Raw genomic sequence first — 18,999 nt, forward strand, 5'->3', positions numbered from 1 at the left:
CTTACCTCTTCTTCTTCGCGTGACGCGACCGGATGATCATCTTGTCGGTCGACTTGTTGTGGCGCGTACGCGCACCCTTCGTCGGCTTGCCCCACGGGGTCACCGGGTGACGGCCGCCCGAGGTACGGCCTTCGCCGCCGCCATGCGGGTGATCGACCGGGTTCTTCGCAACGCCGCGGGTCAGCGGACGCTTGCCGAGCCAGCGGTTGCGGCCGGCCTTGCCCAGGTTGGTGTTCTGGTTGTCGGGGTTCGACACCGCACCGACCGTGCCCATGCACTCGCCGCGAATATAGCGCTGCTCGCCCGAACCGAGACGCACGATGACCAGCCCGCGGTCACGACCGACGACCTGTGCATAGGTGCCGGCCGAACGGGCGATCTGGCCGCCCTTGCCCGGCTTCATCTCGATATTGTGGACGATCGTGCCGACCGGCATCTGCGACAGTTCCATCGCATTGCCCGGCTTCACGTCGGTCTTCTTGCCGGCGACGACGGTGTCGCCCACGGCCAGACGCTGCGGCGCGATGATGTAGGTCTGCTCGCCGTCTTCATACTTCACCAGCGCGATGAAGGCGGTGCGGTTGGGATCATATTCCAGCCGCTCGACGGTGGCAGGCATGTCCCACTTGCGACGCTTGAAGTCGATGAAGCGGTACTTCTGCTTGTGACCGCCGGCGATGCCGCGCGAGGTCACATGGCCCTTGTTGTTGCGACCGCCGGTCTTGTTCTTGCCTTCGGTCAGCGCCTTGACGGGCTTGCCCTTCCACAACGACGATTTGTCGACCAGGATCAGGCCGCGTTGCGCGGGGCTGGTCGGATTATAGGATTTAAGTGCCATTTTCTCTGCCTTTCCCTACAATCAGACGCCAGTGGTGACGTCGATCGACTGGCCTTCGGCCAGACGAACGATCGCCTTCTTCACGTCGCTGCGGGTATAGGGCTTGCCCTTCCAGCGCTTGGTCTTGCCCTTGGTGATCAGCGTGTTGACGCTGAGCACCTTGACATCGAACAGCGCCTCGACGGCAGCCTTGATGGCGGGCTTGGTCGCGTCGTTCGCAACCTTGAACACCACCGCGTCATTCTCGCTGAGCAGCGTCGACTTCTCGGTGATCACCGGAGCGAGGATCACGTCATAGTGACGCGCGTCGACTGTTTTTGCCTTAGCCATTGAAGCGTGCCTCCAGCTTTTCGAGGCCGGCGCGGGTCAGGACCAGCGTATCGGCGCGCAAAATGTCATAGACGTTGGCACCCATCGCCGGCATCGAGTTGATGCCGATCAGGTTGGCCGACGCCATGGCGAAGCTTTCGTGAACCGCATCGCCATCGATGAACAGTGCGCGATTGCCGAGTTCGAGCTTGCCGAGCTGGCCGGCGAGCGCCTTGGTCTTGGCGTCCTTGAGCTCGAGCGTGTCGAGAACGAGGATCTTGCCGCCCTTCGCCTTGTCGCTCAGCGCCATTTTCAGGCCGAGCGTGCGGATCTTCTTGTTCAGCGAGTGGCCGAAGGTGCGGGCCCGGGGGCCATGCGCCTTGCCGCCGCCGATGAAGATCGGGGCTGCGCGATCGCCGTGACGCGCGGTACCGCCACCCTTCTGGTTGCCGAACTTCTTGCCGGTGCGCGACACATCGCTGCGTTCGCGCGCGGCACGCGCCGGACCGCGGCGCTTTTCGAGCTGCCAGCTGACAACGCGGTGGAGGATGTCGGCGCGCGGATCGACGCCGAACACATCGTCGTTCAGATCGATGTCTGCGCCGGCCTTGCCGTCGATGGTGTGAACCTTGACCTTCATGATCAGGACTCCTGCGCGCCGTCGGCGGTCGCGGTGTCGACGACGACGGTTTCATCCGTCGGGGTCTCGACCGGCGCATCTGCCGGGGCTTCCTGGTTGCTGTTCGCCGCGCTCTTGACGCCCGCCGGATAGGGGGCCTCGGGATGGCGCGGCAGCTTCACCGCATCGCGGACCATCAGCCAGCCGCCCTTCGAGCCAGGGACCGAGCCCTTGACGAAGAGAAGGCCGCGCTCGACGTCGGTGCGGACGATTTCGAGATTCTGCTGGGTGCGATTGCGCGCGCCCATGTGACCGGCCATCTTCTTGTTCTTGAAGACGCGGCCCGGATCCTGGCGGTTACCCGTCGAACCATGTGCACGGTGGCTGATCGACACGCCGTGGGTGGCGCGCATGCCGCCGAAACCCCAGCGCTTCATCGCACCGGCAAAACCCTTGCCCTGCGTCACGCCCTGGATGTCGACGATCTGGCCGGCGACGAAATGGTCGGCCGACAGTTCGGCGCCGACGTCGAGCGTCGCGTCGTCGGCGACGCGGAATTCGACGAGCTTCGCCTTCGGCTCAACCTCGGCCTTGCCATAGGCGCCACGCTGCGGCTTGGCGACATTCTTCGCCTTCGCCGAACCGGCACCCAGTTGCACGGCCACATAGCCGTCACGTTCCTTGTCGCGTACGGAGACGACCTGACAGCCTTCGAGGCTCAGGACGGTGACGGGCACATGGCGGCCATCGTCCTGAAACAGGCGGGTCATCCCCATTTTTTTCGCGATCACGCCAGTGCGCATGATCATACTCCTCAACAGAGGCCGGGCGGACCATTCCGCACGGCTTGCGGGACCCACCGAAGCAAAGCCTCGGCGGAACCCTCCCAACCCATGATGTCGATACGTCGCCCCGTCCGGGCTGAGGTGCCGCGATCCCGAGGGAACAGCGGCGAGACGGGGGACGCAGCCCGGACCAGTTTTCTTCGCGAGGAAGAGGTCCGGCGGTATCCACCCTATCGTCGGTCCGGATCGCTCCGGACGGTGCAGCCACCGAAGCGACTGCCGATAGAGACCCCGGCGTTCGCCGGGGCTGCGCTGGCCTTAGGCCAGCTTGATTTCTACGTTCACGCCCGCGGCCAGGTCGAGCTTCATCAGCGCATCGACCGTCTGCGGGGTGGGCTGCACGATGTCGAGCAGCCGCTTGTGGGTACGCACCTCGAACTGCTCGCGCGACTTTTTGTCGACGTGCGGGCCGCGGTTCACGGTGAACTTCTCGATGCGCGTCGGCAGCGGGATCGGTCCGCGAATAAGCGCTCCGGTACGACGCGCCGTGTCGGCGATGTCGGTGGTGGCCTGATCGAGCACGCGGTGATCAAAAGCCTTCAGGCGAATGCGAATATTCTGCGTTTCCATGACTGTTCCAGTCGAATCCCGTCTGACGATGCGAAAGAGCCGAAATGGCCTGTTCCGGCCCCCTGATGGAAGCCGGCCCGGCCATCAAAAATCTTTAAGCTACGAGCCGCACGAATCGCTTCCGAATCGTGCGGCTCGCGGCCCTATATTACTTTGTGATCGTCGCCACAACCCCTGCGCCGACGGTCCGACCGCCTTCGCGGATGGCGAAGCGCAGACCCGGATCCATCGCGATCGGGGCGATCAGCTTGACCGACAGCTGGACGTTGTCGCCCGGCATCACCATCTCGGTGCCCTCGGGGAGGATGACCTCGCCGGTGACGTCGGTGGTGCGGAAGTAGAACTGCGGACGATAGTTGGCAAAGAACGGCGTGTGACGGCCGCCTTCGTCCTTCGACAACACATAGACTTCCGAGGTGAACTCGGTGTGCGGCTTGATCGAGCCGGGCTTGCAGAGAACCTGGCCACGCTCGACTTCTTCACGGCCGACGCCGCGGATCAGCGCACCGACGTTGTCGCCGGCCTGGCCCTGGTCGAGCAGCTTGCGGAACATTTCGACGCCGGTCACGACGGTCTTCTTGGTGTCCTTGATGCCGACGATTTCGACTTCTTCACCCACCTTGACGATGCCGGTTTCGATACGGCCGGTGACGACGGTACCGCGACCCGAGATCGAGAACACGTCTTCGATCGGCATCAGGAAGGGCTTGTCGAGCGGACGCTCGGGCTGCGGGATCCACGCGTCGACGGCTTCCATCAGCTTCAGGATCGCGTCCTTGCCGATGGCGTCGTCGCGACCTTCGAGAGCGGCCAGCGCCGAACCCGGGATGATCGGAATATTGTCGCCGTCGAAGTCGCGCTTCGACAGTTCTTCGCGGATTTCCAGCTCGACGAGTTCGAGCAGCTCGGGATCGTCCAGCTGGTCGACCTTGTTGAGGAAGACGACCATGGTCGGCACGCCGACCTGCTTGGCGAGCAGGATGTGCTCCTTGGTCTGCGGCATCGGGCCGTCAGCGGCCGACACCACCAGGATCGCGCCGTCCATCTGGGCGGCACCGGTGATCATGTTCTTCACATAGTCGGCGTGGCCCGGGCAATCGACGTGCGCATAGTGGCGCGCGCCGGTTTCATATTCGACGTGTGCGGTCGAAATGGTGATGCCGCGCTCGCGCTCTTCGGGCGCCTTGTCGATGTTGGCGAAATCGACGGCGACGCCGCCCGACGTTTCGGCGAGCACCTTGGTGATCGCGGCAGTCAGCGAGGTCTTGCCATGGTCGACGTGACCGATGGTGCCGATGTTGCAGTGCGGCTTCGTCCGCTCAAATTTAGCCTTGGCCATGATTAAAGAACCTTCTTGTTCGATGTTTGATTTGATCAGTCGTGGACGAGCCTGCTGAATCAGGCGCCGCCCTTAGAGCGCTTTGCCGCGCGGTGCAAGCCCGCGCGGCCCAGGATCCCTAAAACGCCGTCAGGCCATTTTGGCCTTCACTTCTTCGGCGACGTTCGTCGGCACTTCTTCATAATGCGAGAATTGCATCGAGTAGCTGGCGCGCCCCTGGCTGAAGCTGCGCAGCTGGTTCACGTAACCGAACATGTTCGCCAGCGGCACGATCGCCTCGACGACCTGGGCGATACCCCGGCTGTCGGTGCCCTGAATCTGGCCGCGACGGCTGTTGAGATCGCCGATCACGTCGCCCATGAACTCCTCAGGGGTAACAACCTCGACCTTCATCACCGGTTCGAGCAGCTTGATGCCGGCCTTCGCCGCCACTTCGCGCATCGCCGCACGGCCCGCGATTTCGAAAGCCAGCGCCGACGAGTCGACGTCGTGGTACGCGCCGTCGGTCAGCTTGATTTCGAAGTCGATGATCGGGAAGCCGATCATGTGACCGTTTTCGGCCGATTCGCGCATGCCCTTTTCGACCGACGGGATATATTCGCGCGGAATGTTGCCGCCCTTGATCTCGTCGATGAAGGTGATGCCCGCGCCGCGTTCGCCGGGAGCGACGCTGACCTTGACGCGGCCGAACTGGCCCGAGCCACCCGACTGCTTCTTGTGGGTGTAGTCGACGTCGACCGCCTTCGCGAGCGATTCGCGGTACGCCACCTGCGGTGCGCCGACGTTCGCTTCGACCTTGAACTCGCGCTTCATGCGATCGACGAGGATGTCGAGGTGAAGCTCGCCCATGCCCTTGATGATCGTCTGACCCGATTCATGGTCGGTCGACACGCGGAACGAGGGATCCTCGGCGGCCAGACGGTTGAGCGCGATGCCCATCCGTTCCTGGTCGGCCTTGGTCTTCGGTTCCACCGACAGCTCGATCACCGGCTCGGGGAATTCCATCCGCTCGAGGATGATCGGCGCGCTGGTCGCGCAGAGCGTGTCCCCGGTGGTGGTTTCCTTGAGGCCGGCCAGCGCCACGATGTCGCCCGCATAGGCTTCTTCGATGTCTTCGCGGCTGTTCGCATGCATCAGCAGCATGCGGCCGACCTTTTCCTTCTTGTCCTTCACCGAGTTCAGGTAGGTGCCCTTGTTCAGGGTACCCGAATAGATGCGGGCGAAGGTGAGCGAGCCGACGAACGGATCGTTCATGATCTTGAAGGCGAGCAGCGACAGCGGCGCTTCGTCGGCCGGCGGACGCGAATCGGGGGTCTCGCCGTCGAGCTTGAGGCCCTGGACGTCGGGAATGTCGAGCGGGCTCGGCAGATAGTCGACGACCGCGTCGAGCAGCGTCTGAACGCCCTTGTTCTTGAACGCCGAGCCGCACAGAACCGGGACAAACGCCTGCGCCAGCGTGCCCTTGCGGATCAGCTTCTTCAGCGTGGCGACGTCGGGGACGGTGCCTTCCAGATACGCTTCCATCGCGTCGTCGTCCTGTTCGACGGCGAGCTCGACGAGCTTTTCGCGATATTCGGCAGCCTTGTCGACGAGATCGGCGGGAATCTCTTCATAGAAGAATTCGGCGCCCAGGCTTTCGTCCTTCCAGATGATCGCGCGCTCGTTGACCAGATCGACCAGGCCCTTGAAGTCGCCTTCGGCGCCGATCGGCAGATACAGCACGGCGGGCGTCGCGCCGAGGCGATCGATGATCGTCTGGACGCAATAATAGAAGTCGGCGCCGGTGCGGTCGAGCTTGTTGACGAAGCACATCCGCGGAACTTTATACTTGTCGGCCTGGCGCCACACGGTTTCCGACTGCGGCTCGACGCCGGCAACGCCGTCGAACGCGGTGATCGCACCGTCGAGCACGCGCAGCGAACGCTCGACTTCGATCGTGAAGTCGACGTGGCCGGGGGTGTCGATGATGTTCAGGCGATGCTCGGGACCCTGGCCTTCTTCGGCCTTCCACAAGCAGGTCGTCGCAGCCGACGTGATCGTGATGCCGCGCTCCTGTTCCTGCTCCATCCAGTCCATCGTCGCGGCGCCGTCATGGACTTCGCCGATCTTGTAGGACTTGCCGGTGTAGTAAAGGATACGCTCGGTCGTCGTGGTCTTGCCGGCGTCGATGTGCGCCATGATCCCAAAGTTGCGATAATTTTCGAGCGGATGGCTGCGTGCCATGGTCTTTTCCTTGAATGTGGGGGGCGGCCTGTTGAGCTGCCTCCGATATAGGAAGAATTGTTGCGATTGCGAGACGCCCCCAGAACACGGGGAGCGTCCCGGCAATTACCAGCGGAGTCTAACCTGACCCGCCATTACCAGCGGTAGTGGCTGAACGCGCGGTTCGCTTCGGCCATACGGTGGGTGTCTTCGCGCTTCTTCACCGCGTTGCCGCGGTTGTTCGACGCGTCGAGCAGCTCACCCGACAGGCGCGCGGCCATCGTCGTTTCGCTGCGGTTGCGCGCCGCGGTGATCAGCCAGCGGATCGCCAGCGCCTGGGCGCGGTCGGGGCGGACTTCGACCGGAACCTGATAGGTCGCACCGCCGACGCGGCGGCTGCGCACTTCGATGTTCGGGCGGATATTCGCCAGCGCTTCGTGGAACACGCCGATCGGTTCCTTCTTGGCGCGGGCCTCGACCGACTCGAGGGCGCCATAGACAATGCCTTCGGCGATGGACTTTTTCCCGTCCAGCATGACGCTGTTCATGAATTTCGACAGCACGACATCCCCGAAACGGGGATCGGGCAGAATTTCGCGGCGTTCAGGACGACGACGACGAGCCATATGATATTCCTTTACCAACAGCGTCCCGGCGCAAAAGCGACATCGGGACGATCAATTCACCAGAAAAAGCGGCGCCCTTATTTCGGACGCTTGGCGCCGTACTTCGAACGGCTCTGCTTGCGGTCCTTCACACCCTGCGTATCGAGCACGCCGCGCAGGACGTGGTAACGCACACCGGGAAGATCGCGGACACGACCGCCGCGGATCAGCACGACGCTGTGCTCCTGGAGGTTGTGGCCTTCGCCGGGGATATAGGTGATGACTTCGCGCTGGTTGGTCAGGCGGACCTTGGCAACCTTGCGGAGCGCCGAGTTGGGCTTTTTCGGGGTCGTCGTGTAGACACGGGTGCAAACGCCGCGCTTTTGCGGGTTTGCGTCCATCGCCGGGACCTTGGACTTCACCTTCTGGGGAGTCCGGCCCTTGCGGACTAGCTGGTTGATCGTGGGCATGAATGCTTCACCTTTAAATGTTCGCCCATCAAAGCGAACGGTTACTGTACCGCCGTGGATGAAACACCGGTCCGATACCCCGCGGAAAACCGCGAAAAACGGGCGACCTTGTAACAGCAAAAGACCCCGGAAGATCGCATTCGATCCCCGAGGGCTCCATCCGCGCCAGCAATGTTCAAGCGCTGTCGTAACCGGAAGAGGCGGTTAAGCGCCGCTTTCGGTCGTCGCGGCCCCTAGCGGCGATTCCCGTTGTGGTCAAGGGGCGGCCGCATTCTCACTGCCAGTCGCGGCACTCGGGCGCCAGATCAAATCCAACCTCGCCGATTTTAGGAACATCCCATCCCAAGCCGTAAAAATATTGGTAAAGCGGTCGATCAACCCGCAACTCATAGACTTGTGTACCAAAAAAATTGTCTACCTTAAGTGACGCCGCCTCTCGAAGTCTTTTCATTTCAGACTCATTGAGATGATCCAGACGAGTTGAGAACGTAGACACCACAGGCTGAACATCACTTAGAGAGTAACCAGATGGAACTTTGAGCCTTACTATCAATTTTTCTACTCTATTAATAATAAAACTTCCATCATATGCTTGTAGCAAACATTCTCCGATTTTTAAAGGTCGGCGTGCAGTTTGCCCTCCGTGAGTTATGTTAAGAAAAGGAGATTGGTAATGCTCTCTAACAAGAATTGTGTCTCCCTTCGTTGGGTAAGGAAGGGTTGTTGAATGAAGTTCAATTTTTCCACAACCTTCTTCAACGATGTCTATTTCTACGTTCGCTTTAGAACCGTTCTTTTCTATGTCTATGCTATAGACAGGAGGCAGTTCGCATCCCGATATGTTATCTATACAAAATGCTGCATGTATTATCGGAGTTCTATGATCATCCTCAAACACATACTTTCGTTCGATAATGTAGTCCCAAATAAATCCACTATCAGTCTTTTTTAATTCTATCTGCATTTCCGATTTAGTTATATAATAGTTAGTTATACCTGTCGCATATGGTATGGTATCCATCCTATCAATCGATTTTAGTTTCTCATCGTGAACACCATTAACGATTTGGAATAAATCTTCATCTGTTATAGATTTGAATTGCTCAAGCTTTTTGTAAGTAAACATCGAACCAGAAAATCCGGCCAATTCTACTCCGTCTTCTATAAAGCAAAGAATAGGCTTTTTCGCTGTTGCAGCCATTGTTATTTCATCACGAACGGATTGCGATGTAAAATATTTATCCTTTCCTTCGGCTTTGCTTTCTCTGCCACAGAGCGCAATAAGGAAATCAACATCATTAATCATTGCAATTGCTTCGGCAGCTGGAGGAGTCGATCCTACCCTGTCAACGCAAACGGTTTCGATATCCAGTGCGGCGCAGATTTTCTGCACCTTTGAGACTGTTTCCGCGAACTCTGCTTTAAACGAGCGCGATAGAAATGCCCTTGCTTCAACGGATTTCATTTTCTCGTCTCCTTACCTTAAGGAGATACGACAAGAATGTTTTGTTCTGTCAAGCCTATTAGAGACATACAGAGCGGAAGCGGAGTAATCAGGCATTCATCGAGCACAATCCCACAGGATGGCAGGAAGGGCTGTTAGAGCGGTCAGTTTTCGACCCCACGTGTACCGCGATACGCGATTGTTGATCCTCGGCAGCCTGCCCGGCGCGCGGTCGCTCGCCGAACAGCGCTATTATGCGCATCCGACGAACCAGTTCTGGCGGTTGGTGGGGCAGGTGATCGAGCGGCCGCTGGCAGAACTTGCTTACGACGACCGGCTGGCGGCGTTGCGCGCTGCGCGAGTCGGACTATGGGACGTGATCCGCTCCGCCGAGCGGCGAACAAGCAGCGACAGCGAGATTTGCGAGGTCGAGGCGCATGATCTGCCGGCATTGATCGCCACCATACCTGACCTGCGGATGATCGGATTCAACGGCGGCAAGGCTGCGGCGATCGGACGGCGGCAATTGCCTTCGACCCAAGGCATAGGGCTCGTCGACCTCCCGTCGAGCAGCGCCGCAAACACCAACGCATATGCGGCAAAGCTCGAACACTGGCTGCGGCTCCGCGAGGCGCTGGTCGATTAGCCTTTCGGAGAAGCGGTCAATCGACCACTTCTCCCCGCGTCATCACGAAATCGACCTTCTTGAGCACCGTTACATCGGCGATCGGGTCACTGGCCACCGCGATGATATCGGCGCTCTTGCCCGGCGCGATGGTGCCGATCTCGCTCGACAGGCCGAGCAGGTCGGCGGCGTTCACCGTCGCCGCTTTCAGCGCCGCGACCGGGGTCATGCCGTGCTGGACCATCAGCTCGAACTCGTCGCCGTTGCGGCCGTGCTTCGACACGCCGGCGTCGGTGCCGAAGGCGATGCGCACGCCGCGGGGCACCAGCGTCTCGAGACTCTTGCCGGTGATCGAGATGCGCCACTGGATCTTCGCCAGCACGTCGGGGGCATAGGCGCCAGGATTGGCGGCGAGGCGTTCCTTGTAGCCGTTCACGGTCGACAGCGTCGGGATGTAATAGGTTTTCGACTTCGCCCAGGCGGCGATCGTCGGTTCGTCGAGGATCGTGCCATGTTCGATCGAATCGGCACCGGCGTCGATCGCGAGGCGGATGCCATCGGCACCGTGCGCATGGACCGCGACCTTTTTGCCGAACATATGCGCGGTTTCGACGATCGCCCGCGCCTCGTCGTCGAACATCTGTTTGCCGAGTCCGGCGCCGATCCGGCTGTTGACCCCGCCGGTCGAGGCGAACTTGATCACGTCGGCGCCGCGCCCGATTTGCAGGCGCACCGCGCGGCGGCAATCGTCGGCGCCGTTGCAGGTGTTGCCCGCCCCGGCAAAAAACGGCCGCAACTCGTCGCGATAACCGAGCGAGCCGTCCATATGCCCGGCGCTGCCCGAGATGCTGGCGCCGGCATCGACGATGCGCGGCCCCTGCACCTTGCCCGCGGCGATCGCATCGCGCAGCGCCAGCGTCGCGCCGTCGCCATCGCCGAGGTTGCGGACGGTGGTGAAGCCCGCGCGCAGCGTCTTCATCCCGTTGACCTCGGCATTGAAGGCCTGCGCCGCGGGGCTGAGGGTGATTTCCTCCAGCTGCCCGGCGATCCCGCCGGCGTCGCTGGTCAGATGGACATGGCTGTCGATCAGCCCGGGGAGGACATATTTGTCCCTGAGGTCGATCAGCGTCGTGCCCGCGTCGGCGGCCTGGTGGCCGTCGGTGACCGACACGATCTTGCCGCCCTCGACGACGATCGTCGACGCGCCGCGGGCCGGCTTGCCCGGCTCGGCGAGCAGGTGCCCGGCGTGGATGACGGTGCGCGCGGTTTGCGCGGCGGCGGGCGCGGCGAGCGCGGTGCCGAGCAGAAGGAGCGGGAGGAAAGTCTTGTTCATGCGATATCCCCTTTGACCGTTCGCCCTGAGCTTGTCGAAGGGCCGTTCTTGTCTTGCACCATTAGACAGGAAGGGCGGTGCTTCGACAAGCTCAGCACGAACGGGTATAAATATGTCCGCTCCTTGCCCGTAGCCCGCGCAGCCGCTAATCGCCGCCGCATGACCCCGCGCCTCGCCGATATCGATACGTGGATCTTCGATCTCGACAACACGCTCTATCCGCCGTCGTCGGCGCTGTTCGACCTGATCGACGAACGCATGGGCGGCTTTATCATGCGCCTGCTCGGCTGCGACGCGGTCGAGGCGCGGCGGGTGCAGAAGCAATATTTCCACGATCACGGCACCACGATGGCGGGGCTGATGCGCCACCATGACGTCGCGCCCGAAGATTTCCTGATCGACGTCCACGCCATCGCGCTCGACCGCATCGTCCCCGACGCGCGGCTCCGCGCCGGGCTGGCGCGGCTGCCTGGGCGGCGGCTGGTGTTCACCAACGCCGACGCCGATTATGCGGCGCGCGTGCTCGCGGCACGCGGCATCGCCGACCTGTTCGACGGCATCTGCGACATCCGCGCCACCCGCTATACGCCGAAGCCCGATCCAGCGGCGTATGACATGATGGTCGCGCACCTTGGCATCGATCCCGCCAAGAGCCTGTTCGTCGAGGATATGGCGCGCAACCTGACCCCCGCCAAGGCGCTGGGGATGACCACCGTCTGGCTGGACAATGGCAGCGAAAGCGGCCATCGCGACCACCGGCCGGACCATGTCGATTTCCATGTGACCGACATCGGCGACTGGCTCGACGCACTGCCTTTGCCTTGGGGAATTTCATGAGCACCGACCTCAAATCGACGATCGACGCGGCATGGGACGCGCGCGACACTCTGGGACTGACCACGCAGGGGGCGGTTCGCGAGGCAGTGACGCAGGCGCTCGCGGGGCTCGACGACGGCAGCATGCGCGTCGCGGAACGCGATGCGGACGGGAGCTGGCAGGTCCACCAGTGGCTGAAGAAGGCGGTGCTACTGTCCTTCCGCCTCAACGACATGGAGCTGATCCAGGGCGCCCCCGGCGGCGCGCGCTGGTGGGACAAGGTGCCGTCAAAATTCGCCGGATGGGGCGAGAACCGCTTTCGCGACGCCGGCTTCCGCGCGGTGCCCGGTTCGATCGTCCGCCACGGCGCGCATATATCGAAGGGCGCGGTGCTGATGCCGAGCTTCGTCAACATCGGCGCGCGCGTCGGCGAGGGATCGATGGTCGACGCTTGGGCGACCGTCGGCAGCTGCGCGCAGATCGGCGCCAACGTCCATCTGTCGGGCGGCGCCGGGATCGGCGGGGTGCTCGAACCCTTGCAGGCCGGGCCGGTGGTGATCGAGGACGGCGCCTTCATCGGCGCCCGCGCCGAGGTTGCCGAGGGGGTGATCGTGCGCGAGGGCGCGGTGCTGTCGATGGGGGTCTACCTCGGCGCCTCGACCAAGATCGTCGACCGCGCGACCGGCGAGGTTTTCATGGGCGAAGTGCCCGCCTATTCGGTGGTGGTTCCGGGCGCGCTGCCCGGCAAGCCGCTTCCCGACGGGTCGCCCGGCCCGTCGCTCTATTGCGCGGTGATCGTCAAGCGCGTCGATGCAAAGACGCGCGCCAAGACCGGGATCAACGAGCTGCTGCGCGATTGAGGCCGCTCAGCGCTCGCTGAGATAATAGCGTTCGCGCGCGGTCAGGTCGTCGTTCAATTCATAAACGATCGGCTGGCCGGTCGGGATTTCGAGGCCGGTGATGTCGGCGTCGGAAATGCCCGACAGATGCTTGACCAGCGCGCGCAGGCTGTTGCCGTGCGCCGAGATCAGCACCGTCTTGCCCGCCGCCAGCTCGGGCGCGATCGCGCTTTCATAATAGGGCAGCACGCGCTCGATCGTGTCTTTCAGGCTTTCGGCCGCGGGGATCGCGATCCCCGCATAGCGCGGGTCGCTGGCGAGATCCCAGGGCGACCCCGCTTCGAGCGCCGGCGGCGGGATGTCGAAGCTGCGGCGCCAGATTTTCACCTGCTCGTCGCCATGCTTCGCCGCGGTCTCGGCCTTGTCGAGCCCGGTGAGCCCGCCATAATGGCGTTCGTTGAGCCGCCAGTCCTTGGTCACCGGCAACCACAGGCGTCCCATCGCCTCGAGCGCCAGATTGAGCGTCTTGATCGCGCGCGACTGGACCGACGTGAAGCAGCTATCGGGTTCGATGCCCTTGACCTTCATCAGCTCGCCCGCCGCCCACGCCTCGGCCGCCCCCTTTTCGGTGACATCGACATCCCACCAGCCGGTGAAGCGGTTTTCGAGGTTCCATTGCGACTGGCCGTGACGGATGAGGATGAGCTGGGGCATATGTCTTACCTTCGAAGCGAGCGGTTTCGCCGCCCCTTAACCCAGCTGTTCGGCAAAGGCCAACGCCCCTCTTGAAATGCATTCGGCCGCACCCAGATTTGCGGCATCCGGCCGCCGATACGGGGCCGGGTGGCGATCGCGGCGCGCGCCGCGGTCCCGTAACTTCGCTTTGAAAAAGGAAGGAATGCCCCATGCGTAACAGTTTCGACTGGACCCCCTATCGCCGATCGACCGTCGGTTTCGACCGCCTGTTCGATTTTCTGGAAACCAGCGGCTCGGGCGCCGAAAACTATCCGCCGTTCGACATCGAAAAAATCGCCGATGATCATTTCCGGATCACCGTCGCGGTCGCCGGATTCAAATCCGGCGAGATCGAGATCGTCGCGCAGCAGAACATGCTGACGGTCAGCGGGCGCAAGGCGCCGGCGGCGGAAGGCGAGGAACGCCAGCTCCTGTATAGCGGCATTGCAACACGCGCCTTCGAGCGCCGCTTTCAGCTCGCCGACTTCGTGCGGGTGAGCGCGGCCGACCTGGCCGACGGCTTGCTGATCATCGACCTGGTGCGCGAAGTGCCCGAGGCGATGAAGCCGCACAAGATCGCGATCGGCGGCAGCAATACTCCGACGCTGGTCGACGACAAGCAGGCCGCATAGCGCTGCGTCTGACGTCGTGAAAATTGCGGGGTCCGGAGTCCCTTCCGGACCCCGTTTTTATACCGAAAGCGCGCGCGTCATGAAGCGGCTGAACGGATCGCGCTTATAGTCGGCAAACGGCTCGCAATCGTCGAAACCATAGCGCCGGTAGAGCGCGATCGCAGGCTCGAACGCCGCGCCCGACCCCGTCTCGAGGCTGAGGCGCTTCAGCCCCCGGCCGCGCGCCTCGGCGATCATATGATCGAGCATGCGGGCGGCGACACCCTGGCGCAGGAAGGCGTCGGCGGTGCGCATGGACTTGATCTCGCCATGCCCGGCATCGAGCATCTTGAGCGCACCGCATCCGGCGAGTTGGTCACCGCTGTGGATCGACCAGAAGGTCACGTCGGCGGCGTTGAGCCCGTCGAAGTCAAGGAAATGGCAGCTGCCGGCGGGCGAGTTGGCGAGCATCCCCGCAAAATGCACCTCGAGCAAGGCGCGGATCGCGGCGCCCGACAGATCGTCTTCGACGATCCGCCAGCTGCGCATCAGAGCATCTGGTCCAGCGTCGCGAGGCATGCGTGGGCGAGCAGCTTCGAGCGTTCGGGCGACCAGCCGGCGACCGGATCGGGCAGGTCGCGATTGTCCTTGAACGGCATTTCGATCGTCATCGACACCGCGCCGAAGCGTTCGGCGAGCTGCGTCGTCGACATGCTGAGGTTCGCCTTGCCCGGTGCCGCTTCGCCATAGCCGAGCTCGACCTGGAAATCGGGAGTGTTCGCCGCGAGCGCCGCTTCGAACGCCTTATATTTTTCCAGCTGCCCGGCGCGGAGCGACGGAATGCCTTCGAAACCCGCAAGGAAGACGGCGGGAATCGCTTCGTCGCCATGGACGTCCATCGCCCAGTCGACGCCGCTTTCGTCCATCGCGTCGCGCACGCACAGCACTTCGGGGCTGCGCTCGGCCGTCGGTTCATGCCATTCGCGGTTGAGGTTCACGCCGGCGAAATTGGTCCGCAGATGGCCGCGCCGCGACCCGTCGGGATTCATGTTCGGCACGATGTGAAAGCGGCATTTCTGCAGGAGCGAACGCGCGTGCGGATCGGCGGGGTCGGTCAGCTTTTCGAGCGCGCCTTCCATCCACCATTCGGCCATGCTCTCGCCCGGATGCTGGCGCGCATAGAGCCAGACCTGGGTGTCCCCCGAGCCCATTTCGAGGCAGTCGATCGGCTGGCCTTCGAGGCTGGTGCCCAGGCAGCGATAGGTGACGCCCGGGCATTCGGCGACGCCGGCGACGAGATCGTGGTGGCGCTCCATCGAATAGGGGGCGAAATAAGCGAGATAGACGACTGCGCTTTCGGCGGTGTGGCGGATCGACAGCGTCCCGGCGTCGTAGCTGGTGTCGAGACGAAACCAGGTTTCGCGGTCATAGCTGGCGCATGCCGCATAACCGGGCCAGCCGTCGGGATAAGCCGAATCGGCCAGCCCGGCGATCGCGAGGTCGAGCGAGTCGCCGACCGCGCAGGTCACGCGGAAATGAAACCACTGATAGAAATCGGACTCGCGGTCCTTGCGGATGGTGAGGCGAGCCGACGTGCCGTCGATGCCGTCCACGACGATGTTGCCGCTGTCGAAAGCGGCGTTGATGGTGATGGTCATGGGACGCTGATAGTGCGTCCCGATTCGCCGGGGAAGTCCTTGAATAAGGCTTCGGCCAATTTCGCGGCGGCGAGGCTCGGCTGGTTCGCCGGCGCCTTGACCCGCACCGCGGTCAGCGCGCGGCCTTCCCAGATCGCCTGGCCGGTCGCGGCATCGTCGATGCGCACCGACAGTTGCAGGTCGGCCATGCGCTTCGGACCGCCGCCAAGGTTGATGCCGATGCCCAGCCCGACCCCCGACCCGAAGCTGCCGGTCGATCCGCCGACTCCGACCGACACCGGCGAGCGGCGCCCGCCGGGAAGCTGTTCGGCGCGGTCGAACGAAACGCGGACGAGAAGCGGGGCGCGCTCGCCCGTGCCCGCCGCGACGAGTCCCTGGCGCTGCAATTGCTGGTCGACCGCCGCGCGATAGCTGTTCCATTCGATCGACGGCATGCCGACCGCGGGGCCGTCGAGCGGCGCGGTCGCGATGGCGTAGCGCGTTCCCGGCGCCCAGCTGGGCACCGCATTGTGAAAGCGGGTGACCTCGACCGGCGGGACCGCGGTGGCACAGCCGCCGAACGAAAGCGCCGCTGCACACAGCAGGGCGACGGAAAGTTGACGCGTCATCCGGGTATCATGCGCTTCCAAATATGGCTTGGCAATGAATGGGATGACGGAGCGGGGAGGGCACGGTCGGTCGCCATGCCCTTCCGATCAGGGTCGGATCAGCGATAGAAGATATGATTGTCGATCTGCGCGATGCGCGTCTTGCGCCAGCCCGGCGAGACATAGCGCGCGTGGAAGAACAGCGCGCCGGGCGCATGGTTCTTCCAGCTGCCCTCGCGCGCGATCTGGGCGATCGCGATCGCATTCGCCCATTGCTGGCCCTCGCGCACCGCGGGCATCCGGCCGCCGCGAACGAAACTGAACTGGCTGCGCTGGTGGACGACGCCGCACAGGCTGGTGGGAAAGCGGCCCGATTCGGCGCGATTGATCACGACATGCGCAACCGCGAGCTGGCCGGTGAGCGATTCGCCGCGCGATTCGAAATAGACCGCTCCGGCGAGGCAGCGCAGCTCGGGATCGAGCTCGGCCGGGCGCGACGTGGCCGCGACGAGCGCCGCGAGCGAAGCCGCGGTCACCGGAGCCGGGCTGGGCTGGGCGGCGGGTTCGGGCTGGTCGGGGGTGATGGGATCGACCGATACGTCGGTCGTCGCCGGCAGAGCTGCCGGTTGGGCCACCATCGGCGCGTCGGCGACCGGAAGGGTGATGGCGGGAAGATTGGCGTCGGCGCCAAGATCGCTGGCGAAACCGGGTTCGGCCAGCAGCAGCATGGTGGCGGCGGTCATGCCGACGGCAGCCACGCTGGCAGCGTTCAGAATGCGACTCATAGTGTCCGTCAAAAGGGCGGCTGATGAACCGAAACCGTTGCAAAACAGGCAGGGGGGCCATGGCCCTGTACCGCCTGCGGTCATCATCCGACTGCGTGTCCGAACCGGTGTGTCGGGCGGCGCCGGCCGAATAGCCGATGCAACCCGCGGGACGACCTACGCGTTGTTCAAGTGCGCGCCACTTATTGTGCAGCGCAACAGAGTCAAGTTAACGCGCCCCACTCCGCGACGAGTCGTGGCGCATCTGCGATATCCAGCTCCAAAATCCACAGGTCGGGATCGGCGCGGCGCCGCCGCTCTTGGTAGTTGGCGCGCGATTCACCGTCATCCGCGTCCTCGGGGCCGACCGCTTCCCAGATATATTGGCCGTTCGCCGAAAAGCGCCGCTCGAGCAGCGGCCCGGGGGTGCCGCGCTCGCGGCATTGGACGAGGATGATGCCTGAGGTTTCGTCGCCCTTGGCCAGAACGGTGGCGAATCCGCCCGCCGATTCGGTGCGGCGGAGCAGCAGATCGACCAGAAAGCGGCTCTTGAGCCGCGTCATCGCAAAGCGGCGGCGTTACGCCGCGTCACGCGTTTCGGTGTCGGCGAGCAGCGCGTACAGCGCTTCGTCGTTCTTCGCGCCGCGCAGGCGCTCGGCAATCGCCTCGTTGCGCAGCATCCGCGACACCCCGGCCAGCGCTTTCAGATGATCGGCGCCGGCGTCGAGCGGCGAGAGGAGGACGAAGAGCAGATCGACTGGCAGCCCGTCGACCGCGTTGAAATCGATCGGGCGCGCCAGTTGCAGGAACAGCCCGCGGACGCCGCTGAGGTCGGGCAGCTTGGCATGCGGCAAAGCGATGCCGCGCCCGAAGCCGGTCGAACCCAGGCGCTCGCGTTCGAGCAGCGCTTCGCTCACTTCGCCCGCACCAAGGCCGAGCGAACGGCTGGCGAGATCGCCGACGAACGGAAACAGCGCCTTTTTGGAATCGAGCTGAACATGCGCGCGCACGGTCGCCGGATAAACAAGGGAGGATAGGTTCATGGGTCTGATCAAATCTGTATTGCCGCCGGGCGCGCGGCCCGGCCGTTCCTTTGGCGATCGAGTGCGGACAAGCAGAAGACCGTCGCCCACCGGCATCGCGCCATGTTGGGCGCGGCCCTTATGCCGGTTGGCGAAGAAAATCCAGCCTTATTGCGGTTCGACCCAGCCGATCGTGCCGTCGCGGCGGCGATAGACCATGTTGTGCGCCCCGGTCTTGCTGTTGACGAACAGCAGCGCATTGGTGTCGCGCAGGTCGAGCATCATCACCGCATCGGAGACGCTGCTGCTCGGAATATCGACCCGCGTTTCGGCGATGATCGCCGGGGCTTCGCCGGCCTCGTCGTCTTCGGTGCCGCTGTCGAACACCGTGTAACTGGCATTGTCATCGATCTCGTCGATCGTCGGCGAAGGCTGAGCCGGACCGTTGTTGCGGTCCTTCAGTCGGCGCATATAACGCCGGAGCTGCTTTTCGATGCGTTCAGCGGCGCCTTCGAACGCGACATGCGCGTCCTGCGCCTGACCGTGCCCCTTGAGCACCAGCCCCTGCATCACATGCGCGACGATATCGCACTGGAAACTGTCGTGCGGTCCTTTGCCGAAGGTCGCGTGCGCCCCGATCGCGCGCGAGAAATATTTGTCGGCAATCGCGTTCATCCGGTCCGACACATGCGCCTGGAGCGCTTCGCCGGTTTCGATCTGGTGGCCAGAGACGCGGATTTCCATTTTTCTTCTCCTCTAGGGCCGGTG

The 18,999-nt window shown here is 63.2% G+C and carries 23 protein-coding genes; 4 read left to right on the forward strand and 19 right to left on the reverse strand.

The features are described 5' to 3' along the window. Nucleotide 1: 1 nt before the first annotated feature. From rplB to HEQ22_RS15160, 10 genes are all read right to left on the reverse strand, one after another. Nucleotides 2-838, reverse strand: a complete 837-nt coding sequence (gene rplB / locus HEQ22_RS15115) for a 50S ribosomal protein L2 (protein ID WP_179497630.1) — start codon at nt 836-838, stop codon at nt 2-4. A gap of 21 nt (nt 839-859) precedes the next feature. Then, nucleotides 860-1,168 (reverse strand): 50S ribosomal protein L23, encoded by a 309-nt coding sequence (locus tag HEQ22_RS15120; RefSeq protein ID WP_432768661.1) that lies wholly within the window; start codon nt 1,166-1,168, stop codon nt 860-862. After that, nucleotides 1,161-1,787: a 50S ribosomal protein L4 gene (rplD, locus tag HEQ22_RS15125; protein ID WP_088439844.1), complete on the reverse strand. Its 627-nt coding sequence runs from the start codon at nt 1,785-1,787 to the stop codon at nt 1,161-1,163. The genes HEQ22_RS15120 and rplD overlap by 8 nt, the downstream gene beginning before the upstream one ends. 2 nt (nt 1,788-1,789) lie before the next feature. After that, complete coding sequence (rplC, locus tag HEQ22_RS15130) at nt 1,790-2,569, reverse strand: 50S ribosomal protein L3 (protein ID WP_432768662.1); 780 nt, start codon at nt 2,567-2,569, stop codon at nt 1,790-1,792. A 300-nt stretch (nt 2,570-2,869) separates the two neighbouring features. Next, nucleotides 2,870-3,181 (reverse strand): 30S ribosomal protein S10, encoded by a 312-nt coding sequence (gene rpsJ / locus HEQ22_RS15135; protein ID WP_003042199.1) that lies wholly within the window; start codon nt 3,179-3,181, stop codon nt 2,870-2,872. Between the two features lie 148 nt (nt 3,182-3,329). Continuing rightward, nucleotides 3,330-4,520 (reverse strand): elongation factor Tu, encoded by a 1,191-nt coding sequence (gene tuf, locus HEQ22_RS15140; RefSeq protein WP_432768663.1) that lies wholly within the window; start codon nt 4,518-4,520, stop codon nt 3,330-3,332. Between the two features lie 129 nt (nt 4,521-4,649). Next, nucleotides 4,650-6,743, reverse strand: coding sequence for an elongation factor G (fusA, locus tag HEQ22_RS15145; RefSeq protein ID WP_432768664.1), 2,094 nt, complete (start codon nt 6,741-6,743; stop codon nt 4,650-4,652). A gap of 134 nt (nt 6,744-6,877) precedes the next feature. Beyond that, the gene (gene rpsG / locus HEQ22_RS15150; protein ID WP_432768665.1) at nt 6,878-7,348 is read right to left on the reverse strand and encodes a 30S ribosomal protein S7; all 471 of its coding nucleotides are present in this window, start codon (nt 7,346-7,348) and stop codon (nt 6,878-6,880) included. 77 nt (nt 7,349-7,425) lie between these two features. Continuing rightward, entirely contained in the window at nt 7,426-7,797 is a 372-nt protein-coding gene (gene rpsL / locus HEQ22_RS15155; protein ID WP_037515637.1) for a 30S ribosomal protein S12, read from the reverse strand. 274 nt (nt 7,798-8,071) lie between these two features. Then, the gene (locus tag HEQ22_RS15160; RefSeq protein WP_432768666.1) at nt 8,072-9,262 is read right to left on the reverse strand and encodes a hypothetical protein; all 1,191 of its coding nucleotides are present in this window, start codon (nt 9,260-9,262) and stop codon (nt 8,072-8,074) included. A gap of 160 nt (nt 9,263-9,422) precedes the next feature. Between HEQ22_RS15160 and HEQ22_RS15165 the strand changes: the two genes are divergently transcribed. Further along, on the forward strand, nt 9,423-9,887 hold the full coding sequence (locus tag HEQ22_RS15165) for a DNA-deoxyinosine glycosylase (RefSeq protein WP_432768667.1): 465 nt from the start codon (nt 9,423-9,425) through the stop codon (nt 9,885-9,887). Nucleotides 9,888-9,903: 16 nt separating this feature from the next. Here HEQ22_RS15165 and HEQ22_RS15170 read toward each other — a convergent pair whose 3' ends face one another. Further along, nucleotides 9,904-11,199 (reverse strand): amidohydrolase family protein, encoded by a 1,296-nt coding sequence (locus HEQ22_RS15170; RefSeq protein ID WP_432768668.1) that lies wholly within the window; start codon nt 11,197-11,199, stop codon nt 9,904-9,906. A gap of 159 nt (nt 11,200-11,358) precedes the next feature. On the opposite strand from HEQ22_RS15170, the gene HEQ22_RS15175 reads away from it, so the two are divergent. Both HEQ22_RS15175 and dapD read left to right on the forward strand, forming a co-directional pair. Further along, on the forward strand, nt 11,359-12,036 hold the full coding sequence (locus HEQ22_RS15175; RefSeq protein ID WP_432768669.1) for a pyrimidine 5'-nucleotidase: 678 nt from the start codon (nt 11,359-11,361) through the stop codon (nt 12,034-12,036). After that, nucleotides 12,033-12,875 (forward strand): 2,3,4,5-tetrahydropyridine-2,6-dicarboxylate N-succinyltransferase, encoded by an 843-nt coding sequence (dapD, locus tag HEQ22_RS15180; RefSeq protein ID WP_432768670.1) that lies wholly within the window; start codon nt 12,033-12,035, stop codon nt 12,873-12,875. The genes HEQ22_RS15175 and dapD overlap by 4 nt, the downstream gene beginning before the upstream one ends. 6 nt (nt 12,876-12,881) lie before the next feature. On the opposite strand, the gene gpmA is transcribed toward dapD, so the two are convergent. Then, nucleotides 12,882-13,568, reverse strand: a complete 687-nt coding sequence (gene gpmA, locus HEQ22_RS15185) for a 2,3-diphosphoglycerate-dependent phosphoglycerate mutase (RefSeq protein WP_432768671.1) — start codon at nt 13,566-13,568, stop codon at nt 12,882-12,884. A gap of 191 nt (nt 13,569-13,759) precedes the next feature. On the opposite strand from gpmA, the gene HEQ22_RS15190 reads away from it, so the two are divergent. Further along, the gene (locus tag HEQ22_RS15190; RefSeq protein ID WP_432768672.1) at nt 13,760-14,221 is read left to right on the forward strand and encodes an Hsp20 family protein; all 462 of its coding nucleotides are present in this window, start codon (nt 13,760-13,762) and stop codon (nt 14,219-14,221) included. Between the two features lie 57 nt (nt 14,222-14,278). Here HEQ22_RS15190 and HEQ22_RS15195 read toward each other — a convergent pair whose 3' ends face one another. From HEQ22_RS15195 to hpf, 7 genes are all read right to left on the reverse strand, one after another. After that, nucleotides 14,279-14,749 carry a GNAT family N-acetyltransferase gene (locus HEQ22_RS15195; RefSeq protein WP_432768673.1) on the reverse strand — a complete coding sequence of 157 codons (471 nt, stop codon included), beginning with the start codon at nt 14,747-14,749 and terminating at the stop codon, nt 14,279-14,281. Further along, entirely contained in the window at nt 14,749-15,858 is a 1,110-nt protein-coding gene (locus HEQ22_RS15200; protein ID WP_432768674.1) for a M14 family metallopeptidase, read from the reverse strand. The genes HEQ22_RS15195 and HEQ22_RS15200 overlap by 1 nt, the downstream gene beginning before the upstream one ends. Beyond that, complete coding sequence (locus tag HEQ22_RS15205) at nt 15,855-16,466, reverse strand: DUF4136 domain-containing protein (RefSeq protein WP_432768675.1); 612 nt, start codon at nt 16,464-16,466, stop codon at nt 15,855-15,857. The genes HEQ22_RS15200 and HEQ22_RS15205 overlap by 4 nt, the downstream gene beginning before the upstream one ends. A 98-nt stretch (nt 16,467-16,564) precedes the next feature. Then, nucleotides 16,565-17,230 carry a cell wall hydrolase gene (locus HEQ22_RS15210; RefSeq protein ID WP_432768676.1) on the reverse strand — a complete coding sequence of 222 codons (666 nt, stop codon included), beginning with the start codon at nt 17,228-17,230 and terminating at the stop codon, nt 16,565-16,567. Between the two features lie 203 nt (nt 17,231-17,433). Then, nucleotides 17,434-17,772, reverse strand: a complete 339-nt coding sequence (locus HEQ22_RS15215) for a DUF1491 family protein (protein ID WP_432768677.1) — start codon at nt 17,770-17,772, stop codon at nt 17,434-17,436. 15 nt (nt 17,773-17,787) lie between these two features. Beyond that, nucleotides 17,788-18,252 (reverse strand): PTS sugar transporter subunit IIA, encoded by a 465-nt coding sequence (locus HEQ22_RS15220; protein WP_432768678.1) that lies wholly within the window; start codon nt 18,250-18,252, stop codon nt 17,788-17,790. A gap of 147 nt (nt 18,253-18,399) precedes the next feature. After that, the gene (gene hpf / locus HEQ22_RS15225; protein ID WP_432768679.1) at nt 18,400-18,975 is read right to left on the reverse strand and encodes a ribosome hibernation-promoting factor, HPF/YfiA family; all 576 of its coding nucleotides are present in this window, start codon (nt 18,973-18,975) and stop codon (nt 18,400-18,402) included. Nucleotides 18,976-18,999 lie beyond the last annotated feature (24 nt).

The organism is Sphingopyxis sp., assembly GCF_050916055.1.
Lineage (GTDB): Bacteria > Pseudomonadota > Alphaproteobacteria > Sphingomonadales > Sphingomonadaceae > Sphingopyxis.